Origin of the sequence: Pseudoalteromonas sp. SR45-4, from assembly GCF_014163535.1 — a bacterium.
In the GTDB taxonomy this organism is placed as follows: domain Bacteria; phylum Pseudomonadota; class Gammaproteobacteria; order Enterobacterales; family Alteromonadaceae; genus Pseudoalteromonas; species Pseudoalteromonas nigrifaciens.
This window is the reverse complement of sequence record NZ_JACJDO010000002.1, coordinates 178,331-196,711: the sequence shown is the minus strand read 5'-3', so window position 1 is coordinate 196,711 and position 18,381 is coordinate 178,331. Positions and strand designations below refer to the sequence as shown.

The following is an 18,381-nucleotide window of genomic DNA, read 5'->3' as shown; positions in this document are numbered from 1 at the left end:
GATCTCCCCGAATAAGGTGCATCGACTTTCTCTGCACAACTGCATCATTTACGGTGGCCGTTAGATCACATGACTTCGCTATCTTGTGCTAGCTCGTCTCCAGCCTACGCCTCATATGATGTTTTAGTTCATCAGCTCACAGATTTGCTAGCGGCTTCCTCTAGACTATCTCTCGCGATTTAGCCCTTGCCATTCGCTGGTGGTTATCGTTAAATAACAGTATGTTATTTAAACGGTGATCTTCCTTCAGAGGGCATTCACGTTATAAGTTGATGCCCATGACGGGCGTACACAAAAAACTCTGCGCCTGTTAGCTAAGCGTTAGTTTTACTTTAAGCTCAGAGTGTTAATGGAATATTTATGCCAATAAAAAAATGGATTGTTCAATACGCTATAGCTCTACCAATTGTTTTTTCTCTGCTGACAAGTGTTCAATACTTAAAAGGCAGAAGTCTAGAATACTCTATTGAATTTGGTATTTTGTGGGCTTGGGTATCGGTAACCATTTTTGCTATTAGGCGTTTCTACAATTATCGCAAAAACATTAATTGTACTGTTTGCAATGATTTACCTGATAATAATCAAGATTCTGGTGGTAGTTAAACATAACAAACTGTTAAATAAGGATAAAAAAAGTTAGCTATTTTCGTTTCTCAACATTATAGCCAGCAATTTTTTGCCTCTGAATGAGGCGTTATGTACTCAAAGGAATGTTGAAATGCTCTACAAAATAGAAGAACAAGCTGACGTATTTGAAAAACTAGAGCCAGTCGAGTTCAAAGGTTTTTCTAGTTTAGCTAAAATAAAAGGACAGGCATAAAATATTGCCTGTCCCTTTCTAACACCTAAATACAATCCTTATCCATTTAAATGCCAGTGATCTAATAATGCTGTTATGTGGTTTACTTTTGGCTTTGTTACTTAAAATACAATGTGCTGAATTCAATCTGCTATTTACAAAACCCCAGCCTGCACAGCTGGGTTTGTACTAAACATGCGGGTAGGATAGCGCGCCAATGGGCCCACACTGTGCATTTTATTTGGTTATGTTGTTTTTTTTGCTTGGGCAATAAAGTCATTTAAGTAGTCTATATGCTGCTCGTTGTTACGAATACCTACAAATATTTGTTTGTTAATACCTTGCTCCCCAAACCTTAGGCTTTTGATAGGCATAGTTTTAGAATACTCGTCTATTAGCCAGCCTGGTAAAGCACAAATGCCGCGACCCGCAGCGACCATTTGTAGCATGATTTCGGTTGTTTCAATGGTTTTGTGTTTTTTTACTGAGCACTTTGCTGGATTAAGAAACTGGCTAAAAATATCAAGCCTTAGCGGCTCTACAGGGTAACTAAACAATACTTCTTCGCTTAGCTGCTCGGGTAATACAAACTCTTGTGTTGCAAGTTTATGGGATTTAGCAACTACGAGTCTGTGTTCGTAGTTAAACACAGGTATGTAGCTTATTTTAGGTTTAAAGAGTGGATCGGGAGTTATTAGTACGTCAATTTCGTAGCTTAGTAATGCACCTAAGGCGCCAAACTGAAACTCCTGCTTTACGTCAATGTCTATGTCTGGCCAGTGCTCTAAATAGGGCTCAATTACTCTAAGCAACCATTGGTAACAAGGATGGCACTCCATGCCAATACGTAGCGAGCCTAGTTCACCTTTGGCAATTTGATTTAGTAATAACTCAGTGTGTACAAATTGCGGTAATACTCTGTTTGCCAGTGTTTGAATATGCTCACCAGCCGCTGTAAGGCGCAAATTTCGACCGTCTTTTTTCCATATTGGCGTACCAACTTGGCCTTCTAGTTTTTTAATACTGTGACTGAGTGCCGATTGCGATAAGTACAACGAATTTGCTGCCTTAGTTAGGGTTCCATGTTCTTTTATGGCGGTTAGTATTTCTAAGTGGATCCTTTCCAGCACAAGTTAACTCCTATCTATAATTTAGCTTTAATGATGACTGATATTCATTGGTTGATGAAATTATATCATTTTATCAAGCAAACAAGTTTATTTACTATTAAGGTGGGAATAACTAATTATAACAATACGTTATATTAAACTTAGCGAGAGCTGAGTTTGTAGAGCATGCTAACGTAATTGTTTTATTTAAAAACCTAAAAGCAGGGGCTGTAATTACCTCGTAAATTGACTGAAAGGTCTTTGTTATGATTAAAAATAGAAGTAATAATTAATGAATATCATTGAATTTATAACAAGTAATATATCTACTTTGTTGGCACTGGTAGCCACAGGCGTATTTGCTGGTATTTTAGCAGGCTTACTCGGTGTGGGCGGTGGAATTGTAATTGTGCCTGTGTTGTTTTTTTTGTTTCAGAGCTTTGGGGTATCGCCAGAATCTGCAATGTTAATTGCAACAGCCACGTCTTTGGCAACCATAGTGCCTACATCTATTAGTTCAATTAGGTCTCACAATAAAAAAGGCAATGTGGACTTTGACCTTTTAAAACGTTGGGCTGCATTTATTCTTATAGGTGTATTGCTGGGTAGCTGGTTAGTTACTCGGGTTGATGGCAAGTTGCTTACGGTATTGTTTGGGGCAATAGCGCTGTTATCTGCACTTAATATGCTGTTTAGAACGGGCAAGTCGGCGTTGTATCAAAAACTACCTGGTAAAGTAGGGCAAAGTGTTATGGGCGCATTTATTGGCTTTTTAAGCTCTATGGTGGGAATTGGTGGCGGCACTATTTCGGTGCCATTACTTACTTTATATAACTATCCTGCTCATAAGGCTGTTGGTACAGCTGCAGCAATTGGGTTAATTATTTCATTGCCTGGTGCGCTAACTATGTTGATATTGGGCAGTACGCCAATTGATGCGCCAGCGGGTACCTTTGGTTTGGTTAACTTATTTGGCTTTGCGTGTATTGTACCGCTAACTGTGTTGTTTGCGCCTGTAGGGGCGTCGTTAGCTGCAAAATTAGATGCAGGTAAACTGAAGAAGGTATTTGCTTGTGTACTATTAATTACTGGTTTACGTATGTTAGCGCAAGTGTTTTTATAGGTTTTTAATTTAGTTATTGTTTGTTTAAAAAAGAATGCCCGGCATAGGAGCTCTATACCGGGCATTCTTTTATAAAACTATATTGAAGTGCTAATACTAGTTAGATTATGCAGATTTATTGGACTAACGTTTGTTAGCTAGTTCTTTGCGGATTATTTCTGCTCCTGCACTTAAGGCATTTAACTTAGCGTTTGCTACATTACGCGCTAAAGGAGCCATACCACAGTTGGTACAAGGGTAGAGCTTGTCGGCATCAACATATTTAAGCGCTTCGCGCAGGGTATTAGCAACTTCTTCGGGTGTTTCTATGGTGTCGGTTGCTACATCAATAGCGCCTACCATCACTTTTTTGCCGCGAATAAGTTCAAGTAGCTCCATTGGTACATGAGAGTTATGACATTCTAGCGAAATAATATCTATATTCGATTGCTGTAATTTAGGGAACGCTTCTTCGTATTGGCGCCATTCTGAGCCTAATGTTTTTTTCCAATCGGTATTGGCTTTAATGCCGTAGCCGTAGCAAATATGCACCGCGGTTTCGCATTTTAGTCCTTCAATTGCGCGCTCTAAACAGGCAATACCCCAGTCATTAACTTCATCAAAAAATACATTAAATGCTGGTTCATCAAATTGGATAATATTTACCCCTGCAGCTTCTAACTCTTTGGCCTCTTGATTAAGAATTATGGCAAATTCCCACGCAAGTTTTTCGCGACTTTTATAATGATCGTCATAAAGGGTATCTATCATTGTCATTGGGCCTGGCAAAGCCCATTTTATTGGCTGGTTAGTTTGCTGGCGTAAAAATTTAGCATCTTCAACAAAAACCGGCTTTTGTCGACTAACAGGGCCAACAACCGTTGGTACACTTGCATCGTACCTATCGCGAATTTTAACGGTTTTACGCTTTTCAAAATCAACACCGTTGAGGTGCTCAATAAAGGTGGTAACAAAGTGTTGCCTGGTTTGCTCGCCATCACTGACAATATCAATGCCTGCTTGTTGCTGATCGTGTAATGACAAGCGAAGGGCGTCTTGCTTACCTTCAATTAGTTCATCGTCTTGTAATTTCCAAGGCGACCAAAGTGTTTGTGGTTGTGCAAGCCAAACCGGTTTAGGCAAACTGCCCGCAGTTGACGTAGGTAATAGTGTATTGCTAATAAGTGTTTTCATGATAAATAGTGCCGTATATTTAAAGTTATAATTGAACCTAGCTATTGAGCGAAACTGTTAAGCGCCGCTTTTAAACGTAATTGGCAGAGAATTGTTCAAGCACAGTTTGGTATGGCTTAATTAGGTGCTCTTCGGTAAATTTTCCCTGCTGGCTGGCCATTTGGCTACGCTCTTCTCGATCATAAACAATTTGCGTTAATGAATGATCTTGGTTGTTCAAATTTGGTTGATAAGACTTTCCTGCAGGTGCATTTGCATTGTAAATTTCAGGTCGATAGATTTTCTGAAATGTTTCCATGGTACAAATAGTGCTTATAAGTTCAAGGTTAGTGTAATCATTAAGTAAGTCACCAAAAAAGAAAAATGCTAAAGGCGCTACACTGTTTGGTGGCATAAAATAACGTACCTGCAAGCCCATTTTTTTGAAATATTGCTCGGTTAAAGATGACTCATTTGGCAGGTATTCAACGCCTAAAATAGGGTGCTGGTTTTGAGTTTGATGATACGTTTTGTTATCAGATACACTAATACATATTACAGGTAGTTTATTAAAATTTAGTCTGTAAGTACTTGAGTTAACAAAATGCTGAAACAGCTTGCCGTGCAGCTCACCAAAGTTATCTGGGATACTAAATTTAGGTTGATTTTTATTATGATTTTGCAGCAATACGCTAAAGTCATAATCGCGCACATAAGAGGAAAAGTTATTACCTACAATGCCTTCAATGCGTTTATTAGTTTTATGATCAACAATAATTGTTTTTAATATTTCTATTGATGGAAAAGTATTACCACTGCCTTTAATATCTAAATCTACAGAAATAATCTCGAGTTCGACAGAGTAACGATCTCCTTTAGCGTTATCCCAATTCGCTAAAGCATTAAAGCGGTTATCAATCATTTTTAACGCGTTGCGCAAATTAGCTTGGCGGTATTTTCCTCTTGCCAAGTTAGCAAAGTTGGTTGTAAGGCGCGTATCGTTAGATGGCTGATAACTTTCATCAAGAGAAGTGCTCTTAATAGTAAATTTAAAGTCTTTTTTCATGATTTTTGGTATCCATTTATATAATTAAAGCTGAATTTTTTGTTTAACTTCTGAGGTTTTCGGTAATATCTTCAGATTTCCCTGTCAGTAGTCACCACAGTATTTTTTATTTTTACCTAAAGGCTTAATTGCAACCAAGTGCAGTGCGGCTAAAGGTAAAAGCAAGAATGTATTTTATACGTTGTTATTATTATGAATAAAATTGATTTAATTTCATTTATATATGAGGGATTCTCATTGATTTCTTTTATCGCTAGTTTTGCTGCGTTTATTAGCGTGGCTGTAGGTTTGTGAGGTGCATTTTTGAGGAGGAATAAGTTAAGTGAAATAATGTTTATTTAATCTAATAAAGCTAAGCAAAAGTATGTAGTAGCTGCTTATAAGTAAATAAACTTCTTTTTGTTTTATGTAAATAATTGAACTGAAATAGGAACTCGGCTATGGTTTATTTAGTAATAACAATAAATTAAAGCGAGTAGGTTTTAACACTCGTTAAGTAAAATCATATCAAGGATTAAATATGAAGATTCAAGCAAATGTAGGAACTATAGATATTTTAGGGCATTTAATACTGTGGTTTATTTTAATACTAATAACGTTTGGTATAGGCGCGTTCTTTTTTCCTTATTCGTTCTCTAAGTTTATTTTGAATCGCTCTGAGTTAATTGACGAACACGGTAATGCAAGAAAAATGGTTTGTAATACAGATATTTTTGGCAGCATTGGCCATGTAATTCTTTGGATTATAATTTCAATACTTACCCTTGGCCTTGGTTATGCCTTTTATTTTTATAAGGTGTGGAACTACTCTTTAAATAATACAACTATTGAGTAATTAGCCTTTATACGGCGCATTCGTTTATTAAACAAACTAAATTAAAAAGCATAACTTTAATAGGGTTATGCTTTTTTGTTTTAAGTAAAAAAGTTGAGGGTAAATACCATAAAACGAATAAAGGAGCTAACCCCATAATAAGTAAGCACCTTATAATGCTTAAAAACAGAAGTTTTATAAACAAAGTTTAATTTTAAATAATGCTATGTAGATATACAGCACGCTGTATTACAGGCTCAAGCGGAATAAACTCATTAGGTAAGTTACTGTTGATTGTTGCACTCAAACGCAGTGATTTATTATTAACCAAGCGTTATACGCTCAGGAACATATATTTATGCCACACGTAGAAATAAAATATTCAGATAACTTAAAAATAAACACAAAAGCAGTTTTTGATGTTATAGAGCAGATTATAAATAACAAAGACGCCAGTGCTGGGGTATGTAAGTCAAGAGCTTACCCATGCTTAGAATATAAACACTCACATATTCTCATTACAATATCGTTATTAACTAAGGCTCACCGAAATAAAGAATTTACATTAGCATTAAGTACTGAGCTAGAGGCATCTATAAAAAAACACCTTAAACAAAGCGTGTATTTTTCGTTAAATATAGAATACAGCCAAGCTTATTACACCACCAATGTTCACCTTGTTGATGGCGATATTTTGGCAGAAACATAAGGCTTATTACTATCTCCTCTTCGAATAAGGGACAGGCATAAAAATCATTTAAACTTTAAATATAATAGTGGACAGGCATAAAAAATGGTAATTCCCTCGCTTTGAACTACTGTTTATATATACATGTAAAAACAGAGTGCTAAACATGACCCGTGCCAGAAAATCACTCATAGATTTATCAGCAACACCTTATTACCACCTAATTGCGCGTTGTGTTCGCCGTGCTTTTTTGTGTGGCGATGATAAATACTCAGGCAAAAACTTTGACCACCGTAGGGAGTGGCTTGTTAAGCGGATGAAATTACTGAGCGATGTATTTGCCATTGATATAGCTGCTTACGCTATTATGAGTAATCATTATCATGTTGTGGTTAAAGTAAATAAAAACAAAGCGCTTGATTGGTCTGTTGAAGAGGTTATAAGGCGTTGGTATAAGTTATATAAGCAAGGAGACTCTTTGGTTGAACGCTTTTTAAATGGCGAGAAATTAAATGAGGCTAGCTTATATATTTTTAGTGAAATTATAGCAACATGGCGAGCACGACTTTATGATATTAGCTGGTATATGAAAAATCTTAATGAATATATTGCCAGGCAAGCAAATAAAGAAGATAACTGCACAGGAAAATACTGGGAAGGGCGTTATAAATCCCAAGCACTATTAGATGATAAGGCTATTTTAAGTTGTATGGCGTATGTTGATTTGAATCCAATTAGAGCGAAAATAGCTACAGAACTTGAAAACAGTGATTTCACATCAATTCAAGAGCGTATCCATAAATATAAAAACACGCCAAAAAATAGTAAACAACCTGCACAAAAATCAGAGCTTTTTGAGCACAAAAGCCAGCCAATGCAATTACTTAAATTGGGTAGTAATGCAGAACCAGACACGATCCCATTTAGATTAATAGACTATTTAGAGTTAGTAAGTTGGAGTAGTCGTTATTTTACTTGCAATAAACAACGGGAAGTAAGTAAAAATGTACCCAATATATTAGCCAAATTAAATATAGAAGAGGCTGAGTGGCTAAACGCAATTCAGCATTTTCGTAGGCAATATGCAAACTTTGCAGGGAGTAAAGTAAGGTTAATGAATTTAGCTGCGCAGAACCAAGCTAAGTGGTACAAAGGTGTTGGTTAATCTGTAAGTTATTTAATGCAAAATAAATACGAGCATCCGCTGTTTTTTTGTTCTAACCAGTAAAATTTACTCTTATTGTTTTGGCGGAAGTAAGCAGTTGGTGTGATTACTTAAATAACTAAACAACAATGATTTGAGGTCGTTAATAGATCTGTGTCAGCTTAAGTTAGCAAATATCCATCATATGAAGTGTAAGCCCCTAACTCTCGTTAAAATCTCCCTAAAATCGAATAAACTTTAACTGTTGTAATTCAATGAAAGCCATACACTGGAGTAAATAATAAATAAACTGTGCATTTGCTTTTTAATAAAAATTAAATGCCTGTCCCATATTAAAATTTTTGAAATTAAATAAACACTCTGCTTTTGTGCGAGTGTTTATTCATTGTATAGCTTAGTTAAGGGTAGCGTGCTTTAAAAATTTGCGAGCTTTTCAGCGGCTATTGCTGCGTTATTTATTACTCCAAGTTCTTGAAACTTAATACGTCCTTGCTCGTCTAAACCTGTCATTAAGTTGGAGTGATTAACTTCATTGTTGTCTATGTTTTGAAACTTTATATTTAATACCATGGCTAAACTACGAACGTCTTGTGGTGTGCCGGTTAATAAACTCCAGTTTTGTAAATTTAATTTTCGGCTTTGTGCAAATTCTTTTAGTACTGCAGGTGTATCTGTGTCGGGCGTTAACGAGACTAAAATAAAACCTACGTCTTGTTTTTCAGTCTCACTCAGCTTATTTTCAATGGCTTGCATGGTAGAAACAATAGTAGGGCAGGTATGTAAGCAGTGTGTATAAATAAGGCTTATGACTTGTTTTTTACCGCTAAAGCTACTTAAAGTACGTTTAGTAGCGTCTTGATCTAACCATGTACTGTTAAGCTGATAAACAGAGTTTTGTGGTATATTTTGCGAGTAAGCGTATGAGCTGGCAAGCATGCATATCAGCCCTAATATTTTGAGTGTTATATTATTAGAAATAATAGCTGGGTTATATTTTATCATTTTTTATTCCTTTGATTTCGCACAGCGAAACCCTAAATTGGGTAAAGTATATTTGGCCTGCAAACTAGATCGAAAGCCAAAGCGCATAAATGCGGCATAATCACTGGGATCAGCAGCGCCTTGTGCTCCTGCGGCGCAAAATAATTTTTGATTTATATCACTATCACCACGGGACTCGCCGCTGACCAAAGCGGAGTTAAAATCCTCTGTCCATTCCCAAATTAAGCCGTGTAAGTCTTGTGCTCCCCAATAGTTTGCTGGGTTAGTACCAACCTCGGGGAGCTGTTTGCTACTAGGGCGGCTATACCATTGTAAAATACGTTGGTTATAGCTTTTCTCTAGGCTGCCATTGGGCTGGGTTGCACTGGCACTGGCAACACGTTCCCACTGAGCAACCGTGGGTAAGCTTTTATTAAGTGAATGGCAATAAGCTTGGGCTGCAAACCACGATACGTTAACTACAGGGCTGTTTAATTGCCCTTGTGACGGCTGCTTTGGAGTTAGATTTTGTTGCCAATGTTGTAAATATTGAGCCTCTGCAAATATGCTAGGTATTTGCTGCGACTGCCAACGAGGGTTATTTATTACAAACGTTAAATATTGCGCGTTAGTCACAGGCATAACATCTATGCTAAAAGCGCCCACAAATGTTTGTGGGCTGTTTTTATTCATATAAAGCGGCCTGTAGTTACCCGCGGGCAGCGCTACCATTTTAGGAGGCTCTGCCAGTGTCAGTGTCATCGTTAATAAAGAAAAAATCATGTTACTTGCGCTGCTTAGCAACTTGTTCAGCAGAGACTTTTCCGCCGGCGTTATCCCAGTTATTTAGTACAAAGGTAATAACATTGGCAATATCTTCGTCATTTAGGTTCATTGCTGGCATTACGCCGTTGTAGTTAACGTTATTAACTTTAATCGGACCCGATAAGCCTTTAATAATCGCATTAACACCTAAAAGTGGGTTGTTGTTCAAATAATCAGACTTTGCTAAAGGCGGGAATGCTCCGGGAATACCTTCGCCATTAGCTTGATGGCAAGCCATACAGTTAGCTTCATAAACACGTTGGCCGAAACGTATTTGTTCATCTTTATTGTTGGCTGTTATTTTAGTAAAAGTATTGTCTAACGACTGTATTGCTGAGCCTTCTGGTAAATATACGTTTTCAGCTGTTTTGCCTGTAAAAATAGAATGGTCGTCAGGACCTTCTACTTTTAGCATTGCGAGTGCACCTTTGTTAAATGCTCTAAAAATAGAATGATCAACCAAAATAAAAGTGCCCGGTACTTCTACTTTAAATTCCACAATGGCAGCGCCGCCAGCGGGGATCAATGTGGTTTGTACGTTGTGATTTTTTAAACTGCCGCCTTCTACATAAACGGTATCAAAAATTTCGCCTATTACATGAAAAGAAGAAACCAAGTTAGGGCCACCATTACCAATATATAATCGAACTGTTTCACCTACTTTAGCGGTTAAAGAGTTTTCATCTGTGGTACTGCCTACTGAGCCATTAAATACTACGTAGTCGGCGTCTTCATCTATTGCTTTTGCCATATCAAAAGGTTGCAAGCCAGCTTCACCAAATTCACCTTTAGTATAAAAATCCCCTTGTACTAAATAATACTCTCGGTCTACGGGCGCAAGGCCTTCTTTTGGTTCAACTAAAATTAAGCCATACATGCCATTGGCTATGTGCATACCAACAGGAGCCGTGGCGCAATGATAAATATAAAGCCCAGGATTAAGTGCTTTAAAATTAAATGTTGAGGTGTGTCCTGGGGCCGTAAATGACGATTCCGCGCCACCACCTGGGCCTGTTACCGCATGTAAGTCAATATTGTGCGGCATTTTTGAGCTAGGGTGATTTGAGAGGTTAAACTCAATTTCATCACCTTCTCTAACTCGAATAAAGCTCCCAGGTACGGTTTCACCAAATGACCAAAATACATATTCAACGCCATCGGCAATTCTCCCTACTTGTTCTCTTGTTTCTAGGTTGATAACTACTTTTGCACTGTGATCTCTATTAATGGCGGGCGGCACCATAGGAGGAGGCGTTAGTATTGCTTGTTCAGTTTTTAAATTACTGGCAGCAAGTAGGTTACCACTAAATAAAATAGCTATTAGAGGGAGCCATAGGGTGTGCTTATTAGGTTGTATTTTCATTTTATATTTTCCATTATAAATGACGATTAACTTAGTATTGCGCTTAAGTGCAAAAATGACTTGATACAGATCAATTAACTGCCGATGAGCAAAAGTTTAGTACTGATCAGCAATGTTAACGAGTTTGATTTTAAATCTATTGTTTGTTTTTATTGAGGTATAGCTTTTTATGAGTGAGTTAACGATTTATTGTTGTAAGCATGCTTTTAACTTTCTTTGGAAACTATATAATTAAACTTATATCAATAAGGATGATGATGATGACAAATAAAGTAGAGGTTTCGGCCAAAAGTGGAATGCATTTTAAGTTTTACAGTGATGACGTAGAAGTTACTTATTACTGCTCGCCCGTATCGGGAAAAGAAGTTGTAAAAGTTAACGGTGAGATAGTTAGCGAAGCACAAAACTTTAAGTTTAGCTCTAGTCATCAGTTTGAAATAAATGGCAACCCGGCCAAAATTAGGCTAAAAGCCCACGGTTTAACTAAAAACGTGACACTTTGTGAGTTTTTTGTGGCTGATGAATTAGTTAAAGCTTATAAACTTACTTACGGTACCAAAGGTAAAGTTCCGCTTATGGCTCAGCTTGTTATTAGTGTTATTGCCGCTGCAGTGGGTTGGTTTTTTGCAGCACAGTTTTTATCATCTTGGTTAGCTTTTGCAATAATGATAGCGGTTTTAGGATTAGCAGTGTTTAAATTTGAAAAGCCAAGCTGGGAATGCGAAGAGGTTTAGTAACACCTTCATAAAACTTTAAATTACCTACCTTATATCCCGTATTTTTAACACTGCAGCGAGCCTTAGTTGCAGTGATTTTATTTAACTAATAAAGTTAACAAAATTTATTGCTCATTTACCTATTCGAGTAGTAGTATAGCCGACCTTTTTAGCTCAGTAACTGAGCTAAATACTACTATGAAAATTTAGGTTATTAATGAAGTTATGTATTGTCGGTTTTTTATTTGCGTTTAGTGCCTGTTTTAGTTCCCTTGCTTTAGCGCAAACTACGCAAGAGTATAGTGCTGTGCAAAATGTTTCAGCAGATGCGGCGGGTCATATAAAAGTTGAGACGTTAACTAACATTGAACCTAATAACAGCTACGACTGGCACATTCATTCCTACTGGGAAAACCGCTATGTTACTGAAGGGCGTGATAACTTAGCAAATAAAGGGATTACCTCAGTATCTACAGAGCTAAATTATGAAAATTTCATAATTATTCCTTGGTTTGCTAAAGGCATTAATACCGATTATTCAGAAGTGAATTTAAATATAATATACGCAACGGTATTATCAAAAAACCTTGAGCTATTAAGTGGGTATAGTGCAATTGCCTCGCGCGAAGAAAGCAGTAACGCTTACGATAATGAGGTTAGCCTTGAGCTTATTTACTCTTTTGCACAGCAGGTTCAGCTTATAAGTAGTTTATATTATTCATTTGATGCACAAGGTGCTTTTTTAGATGTTGCGCTAAATAAACATTATCAATTAACGCCCGTATTACAGCTTGATTTTAAAAACCAGTGTTGGCTTTAATTCAGGGTATGTGGCCGATGGGCATAATGGTGCAAATCATGTGCAATTTAGTGCGAATTTATCTTACTCAGTAATAAAAAACATGCAGTTATACGCATATAGTAACTATAGTTTTGCTATTAATAAAGATTCAAACCGCTATGCCGACGATGAATTATTACAAGATGTATTTTGGGCGGGTCTTGGTTTAAGTTATCAATACAGATAGCGCCGATAAATATAAGTTAAATAGTCATTGTGCTAGATCATTAAAAGCTTACTTTAAACACTGTAAAAGTTTTAAACGCGCTAAACTTCTTAAGTAACCTGAGCTCCGGATAATAAACTTATCTCAAGCAGCTGTTTTCAGCGCTAACTGCGTTGAATTTACTTGCAATAGGCCAGCTATTGACGCGTAAATTCGCCTTGTTTTCACTAAAAACCTCTGGCTAGAGAAAATAAAATTAAATATAACGATGATTCAATATGTTAGTAAATCTCTTAACCAGAGTTCAGGTTAAGTACGGTGTGCTTGAGAAGTAAAGAGCGCATTTATTTCTTAGATTTTTAGAGGTTTTATGGCTATAAAAAACACATCTACCCATTACAATAAACTCTCAATAATCCTGCACTGGCTAATGTTATTAGTATTAATTGCTGTGTATGCATCTATTGAACTACGGGTTTTATTTGATAAGGGCACAGAAACTCGCGATTTATTTAAAATGTGGCATTTTATGCTGGGGTTATCAGTTTTATTGCTTGTTACTATTCGGCTATTTATTCGTTTAAAAAGTGGTTCTAAACCATTAATAACGCCCAGTCCAGCAAAATGGCAAACCATGGCGGCTAGTATTACGCACATTGCACTTTATGCTTTTATGTTTGCAATGCCTTTGGCAGGTTGGTTTATGCTGAGTTTATTTGATGCGCCAATCCCTTTTTATGGTTTTGAATTACCCGCATTAGCGGCAAAAAACACTGATCTGGCAAAACAAATTAAATACCTACACGAAACAACGGGCGTACTTGGTTATTACTTAATTGCATTACATGCCAGCGCAGCACTTCTGCATCATTATATTATTAAAGACAATACACTTAAACGTATACTGTTTAAAAATAACGGTTAGTAAAAATGCCGACTTATAATTTAAGTCGGCATTTTAATTATAAAAGGTATTATTTAATAACAGCATGTTGCAGCTTATTACCCAGTATTCCACCAAGCAGTAAAAAAATTAGGTAAACCCAACCTGACAATGAAAAGTTAGCGATAGGGGTAAATAATGCACCTACATTGCAGCCATTGGCAAAACGCGTACCAAACCCCATTAGTAGCCCGCCAAGTGCAAATAAAGCAAACTGTTTAGCTGAGTGGTTTATTTTAAATGAAAACGAAAATTTACCCATAAGCAGCACGGCTATTAATGTGCCTAACATTATTGCAAAGTTTTGTACCGAAATAGCATGATCAAAAAAGCCTGTAGTAAACATTACTTCGGGTCTTAGAGTATAGTTTGCAATATCGTTTGCGCTTATGCCAAGTTGCATTACAAGCTTACCAAACCATATGCCAAAAGGGGTAGAAGCGCCCCAGCCCGAACCAGTTGACGCCATCATTACACCAAATATAATTGCAATTACTAAAGCAGAAGTGCGCATTTCCCACATGTTTCCTATCCAGCGTTTATATGTGTGGGTGCTAAAAAATGTAAATTGTTGTGTACTGTTGTGTAATAACTGGTTTTGTCGGGCTATTTCACCGTCAACCCCTAAATAAGATCCACTTTTTTGTCGGTAGTTCTCATATATTTTAGCCAGCACTACAACAATTAAAGCAAAAGCAATCGTAACTAAAATAGCAATAAAGTAGCCATTTAATGGCCCCCAACTAAACAAATCGGGCAGGTAAACACCTTGCCCAGCATAACTACTTGTAGAGATTACACTTTGCGTGATCCAGCTTTGCGTTGCTTGTAGCGGAAAACCAAAAAACACACCTGCTCCAAAAAATACCAATGTTGTTAGTGCGCGTGGTACATCGCTTACCATTTCTACCATCATGCCGGTAGCACAGCAGCTCGACAAGCTCATACCGGCACCAAACATTACGCCACCAATAATCAGGCCTAAATTAATAGGGTTAACCCATAAGTTATAACTTGTTGAATCTGTATTTACTAATAAGCCAGCATTTATAATGGCAGTAATAACAAACATAAACATAAGAGTTTGCAATAGCTGTGTTGAGCCACGTCGGTATGCGCGATTAATGCTGCCAGCAAAACCAATTGAACCTTTCGCTAAGGCAAAACCCAAAGCTAAGCCTAGCAGTAGACGTAAAAACAGTGATGATGTTTCGAGAAATAGTGCCCCTAACAAAATAGATAAAATTGCAATAGCGCTACCTAGTATGGCTTGTTTTTTATTCACGTAAGTACCTAATAATTAATAATACAAAGCAGAATTGTAAGTGAAGGGCGGATTATTCTATTGTGCTGCAAATAAGTCCAATGCTACCCTATAACTTGTTGGTATATATACGTCATTAATACTCTATGCTGTAAGCAAGTGAAGTAGTTGATTAAAAAAATATATGAGAGATTTAAAGCGGACTTAGGTAGGAGGTATTTTAAGTAAACATTTATAAAATAATATAAACACTCTATTTGCTAATAAAGTGTTTTATATTTGTGTTTTTAGAAATAGTGAGTAGCTTAAAAGTTGGCAAGCTCCTTAGCAGTGAAAGTTGCATTACTAATTACACCCGTTTTTTGAAACTTGATTCTGCCTTGCTGATCAAGCACCGTCATTATATTAGAGTGCTCTACCTCGCTATTCCCTATATTTTGATACTTAATGTTTAATGCTGCAGCTAAGCTGCGCACATCATCGGCTGAGCCTGTTAATAAGCTCCAATTATGCGCACTTAGTTTTCTGCTTTGGGCAAAGCTTTGTAATACCGTCGGGGTGTCTGTATCAGGGGTAAGCGAGACACCTATAAATCCAACATTGTTTTTTTCTTCATCACTAAGCTTATTTTCAATAGCTTGCATGGTCGACACAATAGTAGGGCAGGTATGCGCACAATGTGTGTAAATAAGGCTCACTATTTGCTTTTTACCACTAAAGCTACTTAATAAACGCTCGTGGCCATCTTGATCTAACCACGTATTATTTAATTGGTATATCGAGTTTTGAGGAATGTTTTGAGCTGGAGCCTGTTTGCTATTTTTAGATGAAGCTTGAGCATAGGCTTGTAAGTAAGCCTGTGTGTAGGTTTGTGAGAAGCCTAGTGAGTAAGCGGCTGAGCTGGTTAATAATGCCGTAACAGTACACATTTTAACAAATAGTGTTATCGATTTAAATTTTATCATTTTGATACTCCATTAAAAAACCACAATTAACTTAGTGCTGCGCTATTAAGCAAAAAGGGTTTATGCAGAACAACTAACTAAATGTAAATTTTGTTAACATTATTTAGTGTTGATTATTGATACTATCGAGTTTTAATAGCTGCACATCGTTTATTTGCACTATATAAATCATGTATAAGAACCCAAATGTAAAATAGTTGTTTTATTTTTGTTGAATGTGGTTTGCCTATTGTGCTAAGTTTTTAGCAGTTAAATATTTTCAAGTATCTAAAAATTAAAACTAATAATTTATATACTGACATTTACTTAACTACGCTATGAAGCATATTTATAAACAATGGAGAGTTATTAATGAGTGATGCAGCAACATTAAAAAGTGCAGACGAAAAGTTTTGTTCGGACTGTGGAGGCGTAATTAGTTTAAAAGCAGAAATTTGTCCTAAATGTGGGGTAAGACAAACAGCGCAACCTAATTCATTAGGTGGTACTGCGCCCAATGGTAAGAGTAAAATAGCTGCAGCATTGCTTGCGGTATTTTTGGGTGGTTTTGGTGTTCATAAGTTTTACTTAGGGCAAATTGGCTTAGGCTTTATTTATCTGTTGTTCTTTTGGACAGCTATTCCGGCGATCATTGCATTTGTAGAGTTTATTATTTTATTAACCATGAGCGATGAAGCGTTTAATAATAAATATGGTTACGACTAGAAGGTGTTTGACCTTCTAGGTTAAAGGTTATATTGCTTTAACTAACAATAAAAAACGCCAAAAGAATGTATGTGCTTTTGGCGTTTTGTGTTTTAGCTAGTAAAGCTAACTAATGTATATTTAATAACTTAGTAGCCATTCACTCAATAAACGCACGCCAAATCCGGTACCGCCAGCAGATACTTCGTCTTTGCCTTTTTTAGCTAATGCATTGCCGGCTATGTCAATGTGTACCCAGCGAGTGTCACCGGCAAAATGCTCTAAAAAGCTTGCTGCAGTAGTTGCACCAGGGCCGCTGGAGCCAACATTGGTTAAATCAGCAATATCCGACTTTAAAGCATCTTTATACCCTAAAGGCAGGCGCCATAAGTTTTCGTTAACCTGTTTACCGGCTAAGGTTAATTGCGTCACTAATTTATCATCTTGTGAAAATACTGCAGCGTATTCATTGCCAACAGCACCTACTTTAGAGCCAGTTAATGTGGCTACATCAATCATTATTTCAGGATTAAAGTGCTTACGCGCATACCACATTGAATCGCTAAGTACCAAGCGGCCCTCTGCGTCGGTATTAAGTATTTCTACACTTAAGCCTTCAGCGGTACGTACTACGTCGCCCGGTGCTACAGCAAATTGCGACACCATGTTAGCGGCCATACCCATCACTGCAACTACGTTTTTATCTGCTTTAGCAAGTGCCATTGCTTTTACAGTACCCAGTACCGCTGCTGCACCTGCCATGTCTGATTTCATTCGTGCAATAGATGCACCTGTTTTAATGCTGTAGCCGCCAGAGTCAAATGTAATACCTTTACCTATTAGGGCAATAGGTGCGTCGTTAGACCCTTTATAATGAGCAACTACAAGGCGAGCGCCTTGTTCGCTACCACGGCCAACAGCTTCAAGCGCTCCCATACCTAGCTCTTTTAATTGTGCAGGCTCAAGTACGCTAATAGTAACGCCAAGAGACTCTAATTCTTTAGCTGCATTGGCAAAGTCGACCGGGGTCATGTGGGTAGCAACTTCAGAAGTTAAGTCGCGGGCTAAAAATACCCCAGCTTGAATGCTTTGCAGTACTTTATATGTTTTTTGTGTTTGCTTAGTATTGGTAACATCAAATGTGTAACTAATGGTTTCTGTGTTGGCTTTTTGCTTATACTTTTCAAAGCGGTGGTCGCGTAAATTAGCGCCATGAGCAAAGTTAGCTGCTAACTCGGCATTATTATTTAAGCCGGTTACGTCATCAAATATTACACTTGCAGTTGTTACTTTATTGCCAAGTAAGCGAGCATGTATATTGCCACCTAATTTTGCAATACGGGCTTTATCTAGTTCTTTTTGTTTACCCGTACCTACCACTAATATACGATCGTATTTACTGTTTTGTGGTGCTATAAGTTCGGCAACACTGGCGTAATCGCCTTTAAAGTTTTCAATGTCTATTATGCGCTGTAAATGCTGTTTAAACTCTTTATTAAGTGCTTTAAATTGTTTGTTTTTTCCATCTTGGCTATAAAATACGACTAATGTTTGTGCATCTTTGTTTATGTTTGATGAGAAAGTAAACTCAGCTGCGTGCGTACTCATACCAGCACAAAGCGCTATAGCTAAGGAAGAGGCTTTAATTATGTTTGTCATTGTTTAACCCAAAAGAATATAAAGCCCTGTTTTACCTTATTTTAGCCCAATAGGTTAA

The 18,381-nt window shown here is 37.2% G+C and carries 19 protein-coding genes; 10 read left to right on the top strand and 9 right to left on the bottom strand.

Going from position 1 to position 18,381, the window contains the following annotated elements; translation table 11 throughout:
* The first annotated feature begins 360 nt into the window (after nt 1–360).
* Nucleotides 361–603: a hypothetical protein gene (locus H5058_RS02075; RefSeq protein ID WP_182676723.1), complete on the top strand. Its 243-nt coding sequence runs from the start codon at nt 361–363 to the stop codon at nt 601–603.
* A gap of 441 nt (nt 604–1,044) precedes the next feature.
* Here H5058_RS02075 and H5058_RS02070 read toward each other — a convergent pair whose 3' ends face one another.
* Nucleotides 1,045–1,929 (bottom strand): LysR family transcriptional regulator, encoded by an 885-nt coding sequence (locus H5058_RS02070; protein WP_182676721.1) that lies wholly within the window; start codon nt 1,927–1,929, stop codon nt 1,045–1,047.
* A gap of 271 nt (nt 1,930–2,200) precedes the next feature.
* On the opposite strand from H5058_RS02070, the gene H5058_RS02065 reads away from it, so the two are divergent.
* The gene (locus H5058_RS02065; RefSeq protein ID WP_089368253.1) at nt 2,201–3,031 is read left to right on the top strand and encodes a sulfite exporter TauE/SafE family protein; all 831 of its coding nucleotides are present in this window, start codon (nt 2,201–2,203) and stop codon (nt 3,029–3,031) included.
* 123 nt (nt 3,032–3,154) lie between these two features.
* Here H5058_RS02065 and H5058_RS02060 read toward each other — a convergent pair whose 3' ends face one another.
* Both H5058_RS02060 and H5058_RS02055 read right to left on the bottom strand, forming a co-directional pair.
* Nucleotides 3,155–4,204 carry a methionine synthase gene (locus H5058_RS02060; RefSeq protein WP_182676719.1) on the bottom strand — a complete coding sequence of 350 codons (1,050 nt, stop codon included), beginning with the start codon at nt 4,202–4,204 and terminating at the stop codon, nt 3,155–3,157.
* A 70-nt stretch (nt 4,205–4,274) separates the two neighbouring features.
* Nucleotides 4,275–5,249, bottom strand: coding sequence for a DUF1852 domain-containing protein (locus H5058_RS02055; RefSeq protein WP_011328151.1), 975 nt, complete (start codon nt 5,247–5,249; stop codon nt 4,275–4,277).
* A gap of 520 nt (nt 5,250–5,769) precedes the next feature.
* On the opposite strand from H5058_RS02055, the gene H5058_RS02050 reads away from it, so the two are divergent.
* From H5058_RS02050 to H5058_RS02040, 3 genes are all read left to right on the top strand, one after another.
* The gene (locus tag H5058_RS02050; RefSeq protein WP_182676717.1) at nt 5,770–6,084 is read left to right on the top strand and encodes a DUF6693 family protein; all 315 of its coding nucleotides are present in this window, start codon (nt 5,770–5,772) and stop codon (nt 6,082–6,084) included.
* Between the two features lie 337 nt (nt 6,085–6,421).
* Complete coding sequence (locus tag H5058_RS02045) at nt 6,422–6,772, top strand: hypothetical protein (protein WP_182676715.1); 351 nt, start codon at nt 6,422–6,424, stop codon at nt 6,770–6,772.
* Nucleotides 6,773–6,917: 145 nt separating this feature from the next.
* Nucleotides 6,918–7,916, top strand: a complete 999-nt coding sequence (locus H5058_RS02040; RefSeq protein WP_011328154.1) for a transposase — start codon at nt 6,918–6,920, stop codon at nt 7,914–7,916.
* A 414-nt stretch (nt 7,917–8,330) separates the two neighbouring features.
* Here the strand turns inward: H5058_RS02040 and H5058_RS02035 are convergent, their stop codons facing one another.
* Genes H5058_RS02035 through nirK form a run of 3 tightly spaced genes read right to left on the bottom strand, consistent with a single transcriptional unit; the run spans nt 8,331 to nt 11,085 of the window.
* On the bottom strand, nt 8,331–8,918 hold the full coding sequence (locus tag H5058_RS02035; protein WP_182676713.1) for an SCO family protein: 588 nt from the start codon (nt 8,916–8,918) through the stop codon (nt 8,331–8,333).
* A gap of 3 nt (nt 8,919–8,921) precedes the next feature.
* Nucleotides 8,922–9,680, bottom strand: coding sequence for a formylglycine-generating enzyme family protein (locus tag H5058_RS02030; protein WP_182676711.1), 759 nt, complete (start codon nt 9,678–9,680; stop codon nt 8,922–8,924).
* A gap of 1 nt (nt 9,681) precedes the next feature.
* Nucleotides 9,682–11,085 (bottom strand): copper-containing nitrite reductase, encoded by a 1,404-nt coding sequence (gene nirK, locus H5058_RS02025; RefSeq protein ID WP_011328157.1) that lies wholly within the window; start codon nt 11,083–11,085, stop codon nt 9,682–9,684.
* 260 nt (nt 11,086–11,345) lie between these two features.
* Here nirK and H5058_RS02020 point away from each other — a divergent pair, with 260 nt between their 5' ends.
* From H5058_RS02020 to H5058_RS02005, 4 genes are all read left to right on the top strand, one after another.
* Complete coding sequence (locus tag H5058_RS02020) at nt 11,346–11,819, top strand: hypothetical protein (RefSeq protein WP_182676710.1); 474 nt, start codon at nt 11,346–11,348, stop codon at nt 11,817–11,819.
* A gap of 199 nt (nt 11,820–12,018) precedes the next feature.
* Complete coding sequence (locus tag H5058_RS02015) at nt 12,019–12,621, top strand: hypothetical protein (protein WP_182676709.1); 603 nt, start codon at nt 12,019–12,021, stop codon at nt 12,619–12,621.
* Nucleotides 12,593–12,829: a hypothetical protein gene (locus H5058_RS02010; protein WP_182676708.1), complete on the top strand. Its 237-nt coding sequence runs from the start codon at nt 12,593–12,595 to the stop codon at nt 12,827–12,829. The genes H5058_RS02015 and H5058_RS02010 overlap by 29 nt, the downstream gene beginning before the upstream one ends.
* A 349-nt stretch (nt 12,830–13,178) precedes the next feature.
* Nucleotides 13,179–13,733, top strand: coding sequence for a cytochrome b (locus H5058_RS02005; RefSeq protein WP_179807063.1), 555 nt, complete (start codon nt 13,179–13,181; stop codon nt 13,731–13,733).
* A gap of 49 nt (nt 13,734–13,782) precedes the next feature.
* Here H5058_RS02005 and H5058_RS02000 read toward each other — a convergent pair whose 3' ends face one another.
* A complete protein-coding gene (locus tag H5058_RS02000) occupies nt 13,783–15,036 on the bottom strand; it encodes a YeeE/YedE family protein (protein ID WP_182676707.1) in 1,254 nt (417 codons plus the stop codon).
* 284 nt (nt 15,037–15,320) lie between these two features.
* A complete protein-coding gene (locus tag H5058_RS01995; RefSeq protein WP_182676706.1) occupies nt 15,321–15,980 on the bottom strand; it encodes an SCO family protein in 660 nt (219 codons plus the stop codon).
* A 351-nt stretch (nt 15,981–16,331) separates the two neighbouring features.
* Between H5058_RS01995 and H5058_RS01990 the strand changes: the two genes are divergently transcribed.
* Nucleotides 16,332–16,685, top strand: a complete 354-nt coding sequence (locus H5058_RS01990; RefSeq protein ID WP_011328163.1) for a TM2 domain-containing protein — start codon at nt 16,332–16,334, stop codon at nt 16,683–16,685.
* Nucleotides 16,686–16,805: 120 nt separating this feature from the next.
* On the opposite strand, the gene H5058_RS01985 is transcribed toward H5058_RS01990, so the two are convergent.
* Nucleotides 16,806–18,323: a leucyl aminopeptidase gene (locus tag H5058_RS01985; protein ID WP_182676705.1), complete on the bottom strand. Its 1,518-nt coding sequence runs from the start codon at nt 18,321–18,323 to the stop codon at nt 16,806–16,808.
* Nucleotides 18,324–18,381: the final 58 nt, after the last annotated feature.